A 16,867-nucleotide genomic window follows, 5' to 3' on the forward strand; every position below is an offset into this window, starting at 1 on the left:
ATAAATGTGAAAAAAATGTGAAATTAGCACTCTCCTCTTGACAGTGCTAACAATATGTGTTATATTACATACAGAACAAAGGAAGAGAGAAAAAGAAATCTTCCAGTTTCATTGAGAATGTTAATTAAACACGTAAGTGTTCACAATATAAGGAGGAATGGATTATGTTAATGCCTAGTATTTTTGGAGAAGATTTATTTGATGATTGGATGAGATTACCTGTAGAAAGAGAGACGAACAGAGGTTACAGAACCACAGAACTGATGAAGACAGATATTAAGGATGTGGATGGCAACTACGAGCTGAGCATGGACCTTCCGGGATTTCATAAAGAAGATGTGAAGATTCAGCTGAAGGATGGTTACCTGAACATCCAGGCTTCCAGAACTGAGAATAAAGATGAGAAGGACAATCATGGTAAATATGTCCACAGAGAACGTTACACCGGACAGTGCTCCAGAAGTTTCTATGTAGGAAAAGAGTTGGAGCATGAGGACATTCATGCGAAATATGACAACGGTGTTCTGGTTGTTACCCTCCCGAAGGAAGCGAAGAAAAAAGTGCCGGAAGAGAAGAAGTTTATTTCTATTGAAGGCTGATTTTGGTAAAATAGATTTTTGGACTGATATAGACTGACATAAAATATGTGCGCCAGCCGTGAAATAGAAGCGGCGGCTGGCGTAAATAATTACTGAATACTGTGAACAGCTTCTTTCATATAGATTGTGTTTCATTTAAAGACGATTTTCTAATTTACATAGATTTTGTTTCATACCCCCTCATTTCCTGCCGGCTACCCACCGGCAGGTTTTTTCTTATGTCTTTACATCATTTCACCTGTCTGTTATACTTGTCTGGAATTATTGCTGACTGTAAAAAACAAAATGTTGTTGCAAGCGTTGTGAACAGTAACAATGTTTTAAGAGAAGGAATTTACCCATGAATTACATTGTATTTGACTTGGAATGGAACCAGAGCCCAGGGGGAAAAAGGTGGTCCAACAGCCGTCTGCCTTTTGAGATCATAGAAATCGGCGCCGTAAAACTGAATGAAAAGAAAGAAATTGTGGACAGCTTTCAGCGTCTGGTCAAGCCCCAGGTGTATAACTGGATTCATGACAGTATCCATGAAGTAATTCATATGAATTATAAAGATCTGCAGAACGGAACCCCTTTTCCACAGGCAGTTACAGAGTTTCTGGATTGGTGTGGAGAAGAATATATTTTCTTCACCTGGGGAAATCAGGATGTGATGGAGCTGCAGCGGAATATGAAATACTATGGCAGGCTTTCCAGAATCAAAGGTCCGGTGACCTATTATGATGTGCAGAAATTATTTGCCATCCGCTACGAGGAAAACGACGAGCGCCGTGCCCTGGAATTTGCCACAGATAAAATGGGCGTAGAGAAGAAAATGGACTTCCACCGCGCTCTGGGAGATGCTTATTACACCGCATGTATTCTCCAGAAAATAGAAGACGAGTATATTTTTCCTAACTCATCCCTGGACGTATACCAGAACCCTAAGAGTAAACGGGAAGAGATCCACGTATCCTACCCGGCTTACGATAAATATGTGTCCCGTGAATTTTATTCCCGGGAAAAAGCCATGAAGGACCGTGAAGTAACTAGCACGAAATGCCCATTGTGCCATAACCCGGCTAAGCGCAAGATCCGCTGGTTTATGAATAATTCCAAGGTTTACTACAGCGTGTCCCTTTGCCAGGAACATGGCTTTGTCCTTGGCAAGATCCGGATCCGCCGGACAGAAGACAACATGTACTATGTAATCAAGAAACTGACTAACGTAACCGACGAAGAAGCCGACGAGATCCGCCAGAAACGTGATGCCCACAGGGCCAAACGCCGCCTGAAAAAAGAAGAGCAGCCAAGCCAATAAACTAACGCTTGGTTAATAGAAAAAACCCCTCCGGAATCCAGGAATACGCCGTCACCGCCCAGGAGCTAAAGATAAAAGAAGAAATTTATTCAGCAATGGTGATGTATGGAGTGCTGACATATGACAATGGGATGGTTTTTGTTCCCAATAAAGAGACGAAAGAATATTTGCAAAAGGCACTGTGCTACAGATAATATGTACAAAAATTAAAATCCTCTTTATTCTCTATTTGCATAAATTCAAAGTGCAAAACAGAATAAAGAGGATTTTTTTGTCTTTTGGGTCGCGTCACAGGTGTCATAAATTATTTGATTAAAATGAAGGCTCTTTGTTGGCTGTCAGGATCTCTGCAGATTTCCGCAAATGGTAATTTGCGGTCTCTGGCATTTTGCTTACTACACTTGCGTATAAAATTTCGATTATCGCATTTTCTGAAAAACGGTGTGCAACAATTTCCTTACCCACGGTGATATCAGAGGTTGCATTGTAAAATATTAAATTACAATATTGGGTCATTGTGGACTTTACTGACTGCGTAATGCCAATGGTAAAGGCTCCTGCCTCGTGAGCAGCTTTTACAGCGGCGTTGACAGTTCTGGACATACCGGAGTGAGAAATCGCGATTACCACATCATCACTGGCAATATTCGAAGCCGTGATTAATTGCATATCTGGGTCAAAATCAAAATAGCAGTTGAACCCAATTCGCCGGAATCGGTAGCTGGCGCATAAACAGGGAACGGTTGCATCTCCGATTCCATAGAAGAAAATATGTTTTGCAGAAACGATTCTGTTTGTGGCCTCCTGGAAAACAGAAGGAGAATTCAGCTCCATAGTCAGTTGTATTGTATTTGTGTACAAATTACATATTTGCTCGCTGATTGATTCTATAGAGTCATGTTGCTCAATATCAACCTGCTGCACAAGGGCTTCAGAAGTTGCGTTTTGAGTCGCCAGCATTTCTTTAACCTGTGCAAAACCGGAATATCCCATTTTTTTACAAAAACGATCAATAGAACCCTCTCCACAGTGACATATCTCTGCGACTTTAAGCATAGATTGATTGGCTGCTTCCTGTGGATGATTGTAAAAGTAATCTGCAATTCGATTTTCCGTTTTGGACAGAGATGGCTTCCAAAGCCGGATTGCAGTAAAAATATTAAGAGAAGAATTTGCGGCTACAGAAATTTCAGACATAGTGACCTCCCAATTACATACATTAATTTTATTTTATATAGATGTATTGCATTTGTAAAGCGAATTTCTATTAATTGTCGCTCCACTAAATTATAAAATAAAACGGAGTATAAATCAAGACTAAAACTGCAATAAATGTGCAATATACATAAAAAATAAGCCGTAATATTATATAAATTAGCAATTGAAACTCAAAATACAATGTGCTATACTCCAATTATCAAAAATAAAAAACGGAGTGTGAGGCGAATATGGAAAGATCTTTTCGTACTAATCTTATCGATGCAATTATGGATCAGGCTTCTCAGGATGAGAAAATAGTGGTTCTCAATGCAGATTCTGCCAGAGCCTTATGTCTTACCAAATTTGCAGAGACATATCCAGAGAGAATGATCAACGTTGGTATCAGCGAAACCGATTTAATTGGAACTGCAGCAGGACTTGCTACTACAGGACTTAAACCGGTAGTTGTAGGATTTTCGATGTTTGTTGCAGAGAAACCCTATGAACAGATCAGACAGGCAATTGCCTATCCGAATCTGAATGTAAAAATTGTTGCAACACATTCAGGTCTCTGTGTAGGCCAGGATGGAGCATCACATCAGTGCCTTGAAGATATCTCAATTATGAGAACACTTCCTAATTTTAAAGTGTTCGTAGCAGCAGACATTGCTGATGAGAAAGCTGCTTTCGCAGCAATGATGGCATATGATGGACCTGCTTATCTGAGACTTGGAAGAGATAAGGCAACTGATATTTTCGAAGATGGAAAAGTAGATCAGATTGGCGGATGTGATATTCTCCAGGATGGCAGTGACGTAACACTTGTTGGCTGCGGTCTGATGGTAGAAGTTGCAATGAAAGCTGCTGAGGAATTGAAGAAAGAAGGAATTAACGCAGCTGTAATTAACGCATATTGCATTAAGCCTTTGGCTGAGAATGTTATTCTTGAGTATGCAAAGAAGACAAAAGCGATGGTTACTGTAGAAGATCATTCCGTTATTGGTGGTCTTGGTGCTGCAGTGGCACAGGTAACATCAGCAAAATGTCCGGCAGTTGTAAGAACCGTTGGTGTTCAGGACCGGTTTGGTGAATCTGGTCTGCAGGATGATCTGTTTGAAAAATATGGTCTGACAGCCCAGCATATTGTAGAAGAAGCCAAGAAAGCAATTGCAATAAAGGAGGGAAAGGCAAATGTCTAGAGATGTGACTGCTTTAGAAGCAAAAGCAAAAGAACTTCGCAGGGATATTGTAAAAATGATTTACGCTGCTCAGTCAGGTCATCTGGGCGGCTCTCTTTCAGAAATCGATATTTTAACAGCACTGTTTCATGGTGAGATGAATTATTCAGGTAAAAACATGGATGATCCTAACAGAGACAGATTTGTTTTATCAAAAGGACATACAGCTCCTGCCTTATATGTTAATCTTGCTGATGTGGGCTGTTTTCCAAAAGAAAGACTTTTTGATTCATATAGAAGAATCAATGGCCTTTTACAGGGACATCCTTGTATGAAAACTCCTGGAGTAGAAATTGCAGGAGGATCTCTTGGAATCGGACTTTCCGTAGCTGCCGGAATGGCACTTGGAAATAGATACCAGGGATATAAAGGCAGAGTTTATTGTATGATGGGTGATGGCGAGATTAATGAAGGTCAGATTTGGGAATCAGCAGCTACATCTGCCGGATTTGGTCTGGATAACCTTTGCGCATTTGTTGATGTGAATGGTCTTCAGAATGATGCTCCTACAAAAGAAGTAAAAGATATGGGAGACCTGGCTGCGAAATGGAAAGCTTTCGGATGGAATGTTCAGGAAATTAATGGACATGATTTCAATGAGATTCTGGATGCACTGGATCAGGCGAGAGCAACAAAAGGAAAACCGTCCGTAATTCTTGCACATACAGTAAAAGGAAAAGGTGTTCCGTTTATGGAGAATGTTGTTGTATGGCATGGAAAAACTCCTTCTAAAGAAGATTATGAAAAAGCAATGGAGGCTTTAGCTTAAGAGGAGACTGGTCATGAAAATATACATTGGATGTGATGTTGGAACATCAAGCACAAAAGCCGTTGCAGTAGATGAGAATGGCAAGGTTCTGGCAGAAGGCTCAAAGAAATATACTTTCATACAAAAACATAACAACTGGGCGGAGCAGGAACCTGATGTGTGGCTGGATGGGGCTGTGGAATCCATCAAAGCCGTGATTGGACAGATTGATGAAGCCTGTATTGAAAGAATTTGTATTAGTGCATTGTATGCAGGAACCGGTGCAATGTTAGATGAAAATATGAATTCCATTCGTCCGGCACTAATCTGGCTGGATCGAAGGGCTGAGAAAGAAAGTGCCTGGGCCCAGGAAAATCTGGCAGACAAAATAGCAGAAGTAACCGATAATGGAATCGATTCTTATTTCGGATATATTAAGCTTCTGTGGGTGAAAAATAATGAACCTGAGAACTGGAAAAAACTCAGATGGGTTCTACCGGCAAATAGTTATATCGTCTACAGAATGACTGGAAAGCTTATGGTGGATTACAGCTCAGCTGGAAACTTTGGTGGAATATATGATTACCGAAACCACTGCTGGAGTGAAGAAATGTGTGGGCTTCTTGGAATACCTTTTGAAACCATGCCTACAGAATTTTGTAAGCCATATGATATTGTTGGAATGATCAATGAGGAATTTTCCAAGAAGCTCGGTCTGAAACATGAAGTTGAGCTATGTGCTGGAACAATTGACTGTATTTCTTCTATGCTTAGTGCAAATGCAGTTAAGCCAGGTGATAATGCAGCTGTTCTTGGAACTTCTTTAAACTGGGGCGTGCTTCATACTGGCTTATCAGGGGATCCGCAGATCGTTTCAATGCCATATGCGATTGATCCGGAAGATATCAGTTATACATATGCAGGGGCATCAACAGCAGGTGCATTGCCACGCTGGTTTGTAAATAATTTCTGCGGTGGAGATGGAGCTGCTGAGTATGCTGAGATAGAAAAAGGCATTATTGATGCTGACATTCCACCAGGAAGTGATGGACTTGTTATTCTTCCCTATTTTATGGGTGAACGCTCACCTATTTGGGATCAGAATGCAACCGGTGTATTTTTCGGAATGACGCTGGCACACAAAAAGACGCATGTTTATCACGCAATTCTTGAGGCAGTAGGTTATTCACTGAGAGACATGAATGATTCTATGAATCTTGACAATGAAAGAATCGAAAAGATTGTTTTGGTTGGCGGAGGTTCCCGCTCTATGATTTGGAAACAGATTCTTGCAGACATAATGGGGCTTCCTGTACTAACACCAATCAATCCGGTTGAGGCACCTTTGGGAGATGCATTCATGGCAGCGAAAGCTGGGAAAGAGTCAATAGATTTTACTCAGATCAGTGAATGGATTGAATTTAATGAAGCGGTGATGCCCGATATGAAAAAGCACAACGCTTATAATGAATATTTCAAGGTGTATAAAGCACTTTATGAAAACTTAAAAGATACAATGAGTATCAGAGCAAACATATTAAACGATACAAATCTTTGAGAAAGATTTAGTATACAAAACAAAAAACATTTAGGAGGAAAAAGCAATGAACAAAAAAGTATTGGGAGTACTGTTAGCATCTGTAGTAGCAATGGGTTCAATGGGAGTAAGCGTATACGCAGCTGATGCAGAAGAAGATCGTAATTACAGCGAGTATACTCCTGCAAAAGACGAGTACAATCTCGTATTCATCCCGAAGGTTGTTCATACCTGGTACGAAGGCGTAAAAACTGGTATTGACGAAGCCGTTGCAGAACTTGAGGAAAAAGGCGTTAAAGTTAATTATGTATGGGATGCTCCGGCAGATGCTGTTGTAACAGACCAGACTGCAAAAATGGAAGCAAATGCAGCTACACAGCCAGATGGAATGTCTGTAGCAATCATTGACCCTTCAGCAGAAACATCTGTTGTAGATGAGATCGTTGCAGCAGGAATTAATGTTGAAACATTCGATGTTGACGCTCCAGATTCATCCAGAAAATACTATTGCGGACATTCAACAAATTATGAGGATGGTTACGAAATGGCAAAGGTTCTGGCTGACAAGCTTGGAAATGAAGGTCAGGTTGCAATCCTTTCCGGAACCCTTAGTGCTTCCAACCATATTGAGCGTGTAAACGGATTCAAAGATTATATCACTGAGAATACCAATATTGAGATTGTAGATGAGCAGCCGGATAATGACTCTGTTGAGGATGCACTTTCTATTACAGAGGGTTATCTTTCCACATATCCAGATCTGAAAGGTGTATTCGGATGCAATGGTGCAGCTCCAGTTGGTGCTTGTCGTGCAATCAAAGATGCTGGAAAAGCTGGCGATGTACTTGTTGTAGGTATGTCTGAGGATGAGGAAACAGCAGGATATCTGAAAGATGGTACAATGTACTGCACATTAAAACAGGACGTTCCGTCTTATGGATATAACAGTGTTTACAACATGATCATGATCGCAGATGGAAATGAGCCTTACAAGGTTGAGGATGATATTCCAGCAGCATTTGTATATCAGGAAAATGTTGATGACTACGATTGGAACTAATATACGTATTCGTTTTAAGTAGAATCTGAATAACCAGACCTGGTTGCTTATAGTCGATCGGGTCTGGGAAAAAATAGAGGTAATTACAAATGGACAAGTATATTTTGCAAATGAAAGGTATCACTAAGACATTTCCTGGTGTAAAAGCTTTGGATAATGTGATTGTTGAGATCCTGTCCGGAGAAATACACGGACTTATAGGGGAAAATGGAGCCGGAAAAAGTACTTTGATGAAAGTACTTATGGGAATTTACAAAGCTGATGAAGGTGAAATTCTGGTTGAAGGACAAAGCGTAAAAATCGGAAACCCTACAGAAGCCATCAAATTAGGAATTGGTATGGTTCCACAGGAGCTGAATCTGAATCCATTTGTAACTGCAGCTGAGAATATTTTTCTTGGAAATGAAATTAAGACTGGCGGTAGGATCAACTGGAAGAAGACAAACGAAGAGGCTGTTAAGGTGATGAAATCAATCGGCCTTGATATCAATCCCACAACAATTGTAAGCCGTCTTAGTTCCGCTCAACAGCAGTTGGTTCAGCTTTCCCGTGTTTTGGCTACTGGTGCCAAGATTCTTGTATTTGATGAACCCACAGCGTCTCTTACTACAGCCGAGGTAAAAACGCTGCTGGCATTGATGAAAAAACTGAAAGAAGAAGGAAAAACAATTGTTTTCATTACCCATCATCTGGATGAATTGTTATCTACTACAGACCGTATTACAGTCATGCGTGATGGAAAAATGGTATCTGTGGATGATACGTCCAGTATAGATGAGGCAACTTTGATTGAAAAAATGGCTGGTAAAAAAATGGCAAAGCAGACTCGTGTAAATCGTGAAGTGAAAAAAGACGAGGTGCTGCGAGTTGAACATTTTACCAGGACGAAAGAATTTGAAGATATTAATTTCTCTGTGAACAGAGGAGAAATATTTGGAATAGGCGGACTTGTTGGAGCTGGTCGTTCCGAACTTATCAGTGCAATATTCGGAAGAACCAGACCAGAAAATGGAAAACTCTACCTGTATGGAAAAGAGACGGTGATCACATCACCTTCTGATGGGGTAAAACAGGGTATGGGATATCTTCCGGAGGAACGCCGTGCACATGGAATTTTTCCAATTTTATCAGTACAGGAGAATATGGTTATTCCAATGTACAAAAAGATAATGAAAGCTGGAAAAATTGATTACTCAAATGCGAAAAAAATCACAAATGATTATATTGAAAGAATACAGATAAAAACTCCATCGGTAGATACTCCAATCAAATCTTTAAGTGGAGGAAATCAGCAGAAAGTTATTCTTGCGCGCTGGCTTGCAGAGGGTGCAAAAATTATTTTTATGGATGAGCCTACAAGAGGAATTGATGTAAATGCAAAAGCTGAGATTTACGATTTGATCCGTCAGATGACTGCGGCGGGGGTTACTGTAATCGTTGTTTCATCAGAGCATGAAGAGTTAATGCTTCTTTGCGACAGGATTATGATTATGCATGAAGGAAAACAAAAAGGAATTCTTGATGCGAAAAGTATAAATACTTCTCAGGATATTCTCGAAATAGCCCTGGGGGATGGAGGAAAAAATGAATAATAAAAAGAAATTCAGTATTTTAAATTTGCCTACAGAATATATGATGCTGGTTGTTCTGGTTGTAATCTGCATCGCTTTGTGTATTGCGAGACCGGCATTCTATTCATCCTTTAACGTATCTACATTAATCAGAACCATTTCATGGACGACGATTGTTGCATTTGGACAGACACTTGTACTGCTTACGGGAGGAATTGACCTTTCCGTTGCTGGTATGGCAGGTATGTCTGGTATTTTATCCGCATGTTCTATGGTAAATGCAGGAATCTCACCAGTAATTGTTATTCCATGTATTTTAGTTCTGGCATATGCCTGTGGATGTCTTAATGGAATCCTGATTACAAAAATTAAAATGATTCCATTTATTGTTACTTTAGCAACCGGACAGATTTTTACTGGTATTATTTATGTAATTACTCAGGGACATCCTATTCTGGACATTCCTGAGAGCGCTGTTCAGCTTGGACGTGGAATGCTGTTTGGAGTCATTCCATTTCCGACAATTGCAATGATTGTGTTCTGTATCGTGCTGGCATATGTAATGCGATACACACCATTTGGAAGAAATGTATATGCAGTTGGTGGAAATGAAGAAGCTGCCCGTATTGCAGGTATTAAAACAGATAATGTTACGATTAATGTATATGGAATTTCAGCAGTTATGGCATCCATCGGAGGAATTTTGATCACTTGCAGACTTGGTACAGCACAGCCGACAGTTGGTTCTGACTGGGTTATGCCATCTGTTACAGCAGCTGCAATTGGAGGAACCTCTCTTTCTGGCGGACGTGGAAGTATTCTTGGAGCTCTTATTGGCGGATGTTTTATGGGAGTTGTTCAGAATGCAATTACGATCCTGGCTATCTCAGCATACTGGGAGCAGGTTATTACAGGTGCAATCATTCTTATTGCAATTGCTGTCGATTGTGTAAAATCTAAGAGATTAAATGCAGCATAAAGTTTTTTACAATTTAATTCATTTTACAGAAGCTAAAAATAAAAAATATTTATAAACAGGAGGCCACACAATGAAGGTTGATTTTTCAAAAGTAATCGAGTTAAGCCATGATATGATTCCGTCTGCACCAACTGCAGATGTAAAACCATTCGATCACTCACCAGAGGCGGCACCATTTGATCCGGATCACACAAAAGAGGAGCACTTCCGTTTAATGGCACAGACCTATGATGTTTCTGTTATGGGTGAGCGTGGAGAGCCACATCCAGAAGGAAGCTGGTATATTTCCGGAGAAGTATTTTTCTGGACACATTGCGGAACTCATGTTGAGTTTCCGTACCATCATAGAAAAGACGGACTTCAGGCACAGAATTATCCAATTGAGAATCTGATTGGAAATGCATCAATTATTGATTTTACAGATAAAAAAGCTGAAGATGCAATGACTCTGGAAGAGTTTAAAGAAAGAGGAAAACATATCCAGGAAGGTGATATGGTATTCCTTCATACAGGACTTGATGCTAAGTGGAGAACAAATGACTGGGAGCCATATCCATATGTAGAAATGGATGCTATTAAATGGCTGGTAGACGAGAAGAAAATTAAAGCAATCGGTACAGATGCAACTTCTCTGGAGAATTTCAATCATAAAAATGCAGATGGAATTGATGATCAGCCGAACCACAACTATGTATTTGAACACAATGTTGCAATGGTAGAATCTCTGACTAATCTTGATAAAGTAGGAAAGAGAGCATTTGTTACAATTGAGCCGCTTAAAATCCATGGTATTGAGGCTTGCCCGGTTAGAATTATGGCATTCCTTGATGGAGCACTTATTCCAGAATAAAGAGGGGCTTACGGTACTGTAAGGAGGATATTATGAAAATTGTAATTGGCTGTGACCCGAATGCACAGAAAGAAAAAGAAGAGCTGATTAAATTTATTGAGAGTAAAGGCTATGGAGAAGTAACTGACTACGGAAGTGAAGATCCAATTTATGCCAATGTTGCATTTAAAGTTGCGGAAGCTGTGGCTGCTGAAAAGTTTGACAGGGGAATCCTGATCTGTGGAACTGGAATTGGTATGTCTATTGCGGCAAATAAGGTTAAAGGTGCATATGCTGCGTTGGTAACAGATTATTATTCAGCACAGCGTGCTCGGTTGAGCAATGATGCAAATATTATCTGTATGGGAGCTTTTACAACTGGTGTCAAAGAAAGAGAATTTATGACAACAGAATTCCTTACAAATGAGTTTGTCCCAGGCTGTGGATCACAGCCGAAGGTAGATGCATTTGTACACTATGATGAAGAGAGATAAAAACATATAATAGCTAATGAAAAAGGACTGCCGTCGCGCAGTCCTTTTTCATTACATTTTATTTTATAAAGTTGGTATTGTCAGCAGATTCGTCAGAATCGACCGCTCATACTGCATTCCCCATCCAACCATCTGCCCGTTAAAGTAATATTTGCTCTTTAATCTTAATGGTCCAACCGCATTGGAAAGGATTGCCTGTTTTTTAGTAAGAGTGCTAAGGTCAGTGCCAGTGGGGACAGTTACATATACATTCTTGGTATAGTAGAATGGATAGGTATTTCCGCAATTGTTCAGCAGGTACTGTTCGCTTGAAAGATTTTTCTTCGGAACAGGATTCTTGCTGACTTTGACCTTCTGGACTTCGAAATTGTCAAAACCGTAATCCAGAAGGCTCTTGGTATCTGCCCATGCACCGTTTACGGAATTCAGGACAACGGCAACCAGCGTCATATTCCCACGTTTGGCGTAGGTGATCAAGGTAGCACCGGCGGCATCTGTGTAGCCTGTTTTTCCACCAAGGACACCATCGTAGGCGTAATCCCTGCCTGCCATCATCTTGTGATGGTTCAGGAGGTAACGGGTTTCGTTGAAAATATTAGTCGGCGGAATATTATACAGGTCTGTGGTGAAAAATTTCCTGCAAAGAGGATTCTGCCATGCTGCCTTGGCAATCTTTGCCATATCGCTTGCCGTGGTAACGTGAGTCGGATCAGGAAGACCGTTTGGATTATTAAAATGGGTATTTTTACATCCAAGCTGTGCGGCTCTGGTGTTCATCAGCTCTACAAATTTCTTTACAGAACCGGAAACCTCTTCGCCAATGCCAAGTGCCATTTCGTTGGCAGATTCCAGCATTAGTGCCATTAGACACTGCTCCACAGTGAAAACCTCCCCGGCGTCACCGTAAATGGTGGAGCTTCCAGCTTCAATTCCGTAAGCTGCCTGCTGGGAAAGGGTGAGCTGTGCGTTTATATCCAGATTCTCACAGCCGAGAAGACAAGTGAGAAGTTTGGTAATGCTGGCTGGGTAAAGCTGGGTGTCGGCATTCTTGGAATACAGGACCGCTTCTGTATTTAAATCCATAAGAACTGCAGCCTGTGCCTCGATCTTAGGACCCACCGGCCAGCCCTGGATGGAATCCGTGTCAGCTTCCTGTGCGTAATATTCGGTATGCGGATCCGGAGTAGGAGTAGGGGAACTGGCTGCTGTATCATTTGCAGGAGTATCGGTGGCCTCTGCCCAGACTGCACCAGTCTGCCCCAGAAGCATTCCCGCTGCCAGAACTCCGCAGAAAATCCGCTTTATTTTCATATGAAGTTTTTTTCTGCTCATATAAAATCCTTTCTTAAATAAATGCTAGTAAAACTGTTTAAAATCGCATGTGGAACTGTGAATTCCTCATAAAGTATTGTTTTCGTAGCGCAACACTTCAATATGAGTGCATATAGACCATAAACTCTGCGTGTTGCTACGCAATATTTTGTGTTATGCCCTAAGATATTACTTGATTATACCACTTTTCCCTCCCTAAAACTATTAAAAGAGTGTGAATTGTTCCCATCACCCCGTAAAATAGACAAATCCAGCAATATTTTCCCCTGTTCTCTCCATTTTTTCAGCGGAAAAACACTTGACATATAGAAATTATGCCCCTTATAATAGACAAGAAAACATCATAGGTAAAGACTGCGATGGAGACAGTAAGCTGATTTTGAACGTTTAAGGTCACGAGGGGCGAGAGCCAGGGATCTTTTCAGCGAGACGGGGACGGTGCAAGCCCGCCGCAAGTAGACACAGCCGAAGATCACTCCGGAGTTTTATCTCTGAATTCCGCTGGAAATATATTTGTGTTTTACCGATGCAGGAATGAACATAGCATATATTCGGAGCTTTCAAGTAAGAGATAACGGAATTCCCCCGTTATAGGGAGCATGTATCGGTCGCGGCAGCGGGCCTGTACATTGTAACAGGTGGTATAACGAGTGCTGACAGCCTTCGTCCTTTTGCAGGGATGGAGGCTTTTCTTATATAAGGAAACTCCTCTGGCGTTTTGACTGCGTACTCTGGAAGTCCAATACAGCATCGGCTTTCATCTAACAAGTTGTCCGCCAGTGCAGACAGCAACAATTAATTTAAGGAGGAAAAAACTTTGTACCAGAAAGTAGACACGAATCTCAATTTCGTAGATCGCGAGAAAAAAGTAGAAGAATTCTGGAAAGAAAACCATATTTTTGAAAAAAGTATGGAAAATCGTAAAGAAGGTCCGACTTACACATTCTACGACGGACCGCCAACTGCAAACGGCAAGCCACACATCGGCCATGTACTTACCCGTGTTATCAAGGATATGATTCCGAGATACCGCGCAATGAAAGGCTACATGGTACCTCGTAAAGCCGGATGGGATACCCATGGTCTTCCGGTAGAGCTTGAGGTAGAGAAGAAGCTTGGTCTGGACGGAAAAGAGCAGATCGAGGAATACGGTATGGAGCCATTTATCCAGCAGTGTAAGGAGAGCGTCTGGAAATACAAAGGAATGTGGGAGGATTTCTCCTCAACAGTTGGTTTCTGGGCTGATATGGAGCATCCATACGTAACCTACGAGGATAACTACATTGAGTCCGAGTGGTGGGCACTGAAAGAAATCTGGGACAAAGGCCTCTTATACAAAGGCTTCAAGATCGTTCCTTACTGTCCACGCTGCGGAACCCCGCTTTCATCCCAGGAGGTTTCCCAGGGCTATAAATTAGTAAAAGAGCGTTCTGCAATCGCACGTTTCAAAGTGGTTGGAGAGGATGCATATTTCCTGGCATGGACCACAACACCGTGGACACTGCCTTCTAACGTTGCACTTTGCGTAAATCCGGATGAGACTTACTGTAAAGTAAAAGCAGCAGACGGATACACTTATTATATGGCAGAAGCACTTCTTGACAAAGTACTTGGCAAGCTTGCAAAGGAAGAAGAGCCTGCATATGAGGTTCTGGAAACCTATAAAGGAAAAGACCTGGAATACAAGGAATATGAGCCGCTGTTTAAATGCACAGGTGACTATGTAGCATCCAAGGGCAAGAAAGCGCATTATCTCGTATGTGATAACTACGTTACCATGAGTGATGGTACCGGTATTGTTCATATCGCTCCTGCATTTGGTGAAGACGACAGCCGTGTAGGACGTGAATATGACCTTCCGTTTGTACAGTTTGTAGATGGCAAGGGTGATCTTACTGCTGAGACACCATATGCCGGTGTATTTGTTAAGAAAGCAGACCCAATGGTACTGGCTGATCTTGAAAAAGAAGGCAAGCTGTTCGATGCTCCGAAATTTGAGCATGATTACCCACACTGCTGGCGTTGCGATACACCACTGATCTACTACGCAAGAGAATCCTGGTTTATTAAAATGACAGCTGTTAAAGATGACCTGATCCGCAATAACAACACCATTAACTGGATCCCGGAGAGCATCGGTAAAGGACGTTTCGGCGACTGGCTTGAGAACGTTCAGGACTGGGGAATCAGCCGTAACCGTTACTGGGGAACTCCACTGAATATCTGGGAGTGCAGCTGCGGTCATATGGAATCTGTTGGAAGCCGTCAGGATCTCTATGAGAAAACTGGTGACGAGCGCGCCAAGACAGTAGAGCTTCACCGCCCATACATTGACGAGCTTACCATGAAGTGTCCGGAGTGCGGCGGCACTATGCACCGTGTACCGGAGGTTATTGACTGCTGGTTCGATTCCGGAGCAATGCCATTTGCACAGCATCATTATCCATTTGAGAATCAGGAACTGTTCAAACAGCAGTTCCCGGCCAACTTTATTTCCGAGGCTGTTGACCAGACAAGAGGATGGTTCTATTCTCTTCTTGCTGAGTCTACTCTTCTGTTTAATAAGGCTCCATATAAGAACGTTATCGTTCTGGGACATGTACAGGATGAGAATGGACAGAAGATGAGTAAGTCCAAAGGAAATGCAGTCGATCCGTTTGATGCACTTGAAACCTACGGAGCAGATGCAATCCGCTGGTATTTCTACATTAACAGTGCACCATGGCTGCCGAACCGTTTCCATGGCAAGGCTGTTCAGGAAGGACAGCGTAAATTCATGGGTACACTGTGGAATACCTATGCATTCTTTGTACTTTATGCAAATATTGATAACTTCGATGCTACCAAATATACACTTGACTACGACAAGCTTCCGGTTATGGACAAGTGGCTTCTTTCCAAGTTGAATACACTTGTAAAGACTGTTGACGAGGATCTGAACGACTATAAGATTCCGGAGACTGCAAGAGCACTTCAGGGCTTTGTAGACGAAATGAGTAACTGGTATGTAAGACGCTGCCGTGAGCGTTTCTGGGCAAAGGGCATGGAGCAGGATAAGATCAATGCTTATATGACTCTTTACACAGCACTGGTAACAGTTGCCAAGGCAGCAGCTCCGATGATCCCGTTCATGACAGAGGATATTTACCAGAATCTTGTAAGATCTCTGGACAAAACAGCTCCTGAGAGTATCCATCTCTGCGACTTCCCGGAAGTAAAGGAAGAGTGGATCAACAAGGATCTGGAAGAAAACATGGAAGAAGTTCTGGATGTTGTTGTTCTTGGCCGTGCATGCCGTAACACAGCAAACATCAAGAACCGTCAGCCAATTGGAACCATGTATGTAAAAGCTCCGAGGGTGATGGATAAATATTTCACAGACATTATTGCAGACGAGCTGAATGTAAAAGAAGTGAAATTCGCAGATGACGTGGAATCCTTCATTTCCTACAGCTTCAAGCCACAGCTTCGTACAGTGGGACCGAAATACGGCAAGCTTCTTGGCGGAATCCGTGCTGCACTTGCAGAAATCAACGGTAGCAAGGCAATGAACGACCTGAAAGCAAACGGTGTACTTGTACTTGATATTGATGGAAACAAGGTTGAGCTTACAGAGGAAGACCTGCTCATCGAGACTGCACAGACAGAAGGTTATGTAACAGAGTCTGAAGGCGAGACTGCAGTTGTTCTGGATACCAACCTGACACCTGAGCTGATCGAAGAGGGATTTGTCCGCGAAATCATCAGTAAAGTACAGACCATGCGTAAAGAGGCTGGCTTTGAGGTTATGGATAAGATCCGTGTATCTGTAAAAGATAATGACAAGATTATCGAGACCATGAAGGCAAACGAGGCTGAGATCAAATCTGAAGTTCTGGCTGAGGAAGTCGTTTATGGCGAGACAGATGGTTATGTAAAAGAGTGGAATATTAATAAAGAGCATGTAACTCTTGGTGTTACAAAGCTTTGATTTAACATAC

14 protein-coding genes are annotated in these 16,867 nt (G+C 41.7%); 12 read left to right on the top strand and 2 right to left on the bottom strand.

The window, feature by feature from the left end; genetic code table 11:
* Positions 1-164 precede the first annotated feature (164 nt).
* The 3 genes from I4V84_RS03535 to I4V84_RS19565 all read left to right on the top strand — a co-directional run bounded on the left by I4V84_RS03535 (position 165) and on the right by I4V84_RS19565 (position 2,093).
* The gene (locus tag I4V84_RS03535; protein ID WP_195991248.1) at positions 165-599 is read left to right on the top strand and encodes an Hsp20/alpha crystallin family protein; all 435 of its coding nucleotides are present in this window, start codon (positions 165-167) and stop codon (positions 597-599) included.
* 340 nt (positions 600-939) lie between these two features.
* Positions 940-1,899: a 3'-5' exonuclease gene (locus I4V84_RS03540; RefSeq protein WP_148461487.1), complete on the top strand. Its 960-nt coding sequence runs from the start codon at positions 940-942 to the stop codon at positions 1,897-1,899.
* Positions 1,900-1,907: 8 nt separating this feature from the next.
* Positions 1,908-2,093 (top strand): hypothetical protein, encoded by a 186-nt coding sequence (locus I4V84_RS19565; RefSeq protein WP_148461488.1) that lies wholly within the window; start codon positions 1,908-1,910, stop codon positions 2,091-2,093.
* Between the two features lie 118 nt (positions 2,094-2,211).
* On the opposite strand, the gene I4V84_RS03545 is transcribed toward I4V84_RS19565, so the two are convergent.
* Positions 2,212-3,096 carry a MurR/RpiR family transcriptional regulator gene (locus tag I4V84_RS03545; RefSeq protein ID WP_148461489.1) on the bottom strand — a complete coding sequence of 295 codons (885 nt, stop codon included), beginning with the start codon at positions 3,094-3,096 and terminating at the stop codon, positions 2,212-2,214.
* Positions 3,097-3,347: 251 nt separating this feature from the next.
* Here I4V84_RS03545 and I4V84_RS03550 point away from each other — a divergent pair, with 251 nt between their 5' ends.
* The 8 genes from I4V84_RS03550 to I4V84_RS03585 all read left to right on the top strand — a co-directional run bounded on the left by I4V84_RS03550 (position 3,348) and on the right by I4V84_RS03585 (position 11,555).
* Positions 3,348-4,298 carry a transketolase C-terminal domain-containing protein gene (locus I4V84_RS03550; protein WP_195991249.1) on the top strand — a complete coding sequence of 317 codons (951 nt, stop codon included), beginning with the start codon at positions 3,348-3,350 and terminating at the stop codon, positions 4,296-4,298.
* The gene (locus tag I4V84_RS03555; RefSeq protein WP_148461491.1) at positions 4,291-5,106 is read left to right on the top strand and encodes a transketolase; all 816 of its coding nucleotides are present in this window, start codon (positions 4,291-4,293) and stop codon (positions 5,104-5,106) included. The genes I4V84_RS03550 and I4V84_RS03555 overlap by 8 nt, the downstream gene beginning before the upstream one ends.
* A 13-nt stretch (positions 5,107-5,119) precedes the next feature.
* Complete coding sequence (locus I4V84_RS03560; protein WP_148461492.1) at positions 5,120-6,643, top strand: FGGY-family carbohydrate kinase; 1,524 nt, start codon at positions 5,120-5,122, stop codon at positions 6,641-6,643.
* 46 nt (positions 6,644-6,689) lie between these two features.
* Positions 6,690-7,682: a substrate-binding domain-containing protein gene (locus tag I4V84_RS03565; protein WP_148461493.1), complete on the top strand. Its 993-nt coding sequence runs from the start codon at positions 6,690-6,692 to the stop codon at positions 7,680-7,682.
* 89 nt (positions 7,683-7,771) lie between these two features.
* On the top strand, positions 7,772-9,274 hold the full coding sequence (locus tag I4V84_RS03570) for a sugar ABC transporter ATP-binding protein (RefSeq protein ID WP_195991250.1): 1,503 nt from the start codon (positions 7,772-7,774) through the stop codon (positions 9,272-9,274).
* Positions 9,267-10,232 carry an ABC transporter permease gene (locus tag I4V84_RS03575; RefSeq protein WP_195991251.1) on the top strand — a complete coding sequence of 322 codons (966 nt, stop codon included), beginning with the start codon at positions 9,267-9,269 and terminating at the stop codon, positions 10,230-10,232. The genes I4V84_RS03570 and I4V84_RS03575 overlap by 8 nt, the downstream gene beginning before the upstream one ends.
* A gap of 70 nt (positions 10,233-10,302) precedes the next feature.
* Complete coding sequence (locus I4V84_RS03580) at positions 10,303-11,082, top strand: cyclase family protein (protein ID WP_195991252.1); 780 nt, start codon at positions 10,303-10,305, stop codon at positions 11,080-11,082.
* Between the two features lie 32 nt (positions 11,083-11,114).
* Complete coding sequence (locus I4V84_RS03585) at positions 11,115-11,555, top strand: RpiB/LacA/LacB family sugar-phosphate isomerase (RefSeq protein WP_148461497.1); 441 nt, start codon at positions 11,115-11,117, stop codon at positions 11,553-11,555.
* A 63-nt stretch (positions 11,556-11,618) separates the two neighbouring features.
* Here the strand turns inward: I4V84_RS03585 and I4V84_RS03590 are convergent, their stop codons facing one another.
* Positions 11,619-12,887 carry a D-alanyl-D-alanine carboxypeptidase family protein gene (locus I4V84_RS03590; RefSeq protein ID WP_195991253.1) on the bottom strand — a complete coding sequence of 423 codons (1,269 nt, stop codon included), beginning with the start codon at positions 12,885-12,887 and terminating at the stop codon, positions 11,619-11,621.
* A gap of 817 nt (positions 12,888-13,704) precedes the next feature.
* Between I4V84_RS03590 and ileS the strand changes: the two genes are divergently transcribed.
* Positions 13,705-16,857: an isoleucine--tRNA ligase gene (gene ileS / locus I4V84_RS03595; protein WP_195991254.1), complete on the top strand. Its 3,153-nt coding sequence runs from the start codon at positions 13,705-13,707 to the stop codon at positions 16,855-16,857.
* Positions 16,858-16,867 lie beyond the last annotated feature (10 nt).

Origin of the sequence: Ruminococcus sp. 1001713B170207_170306_F1, from assembly GCF_015668065.1 — a bacterium.
Taxonomy (GTDB): domain Bacteria; phylum Bacillota; class Clostridia; order Lachnospirales; family Lachnospiraceae; genus Blautia_A; species Blautia_A faecis.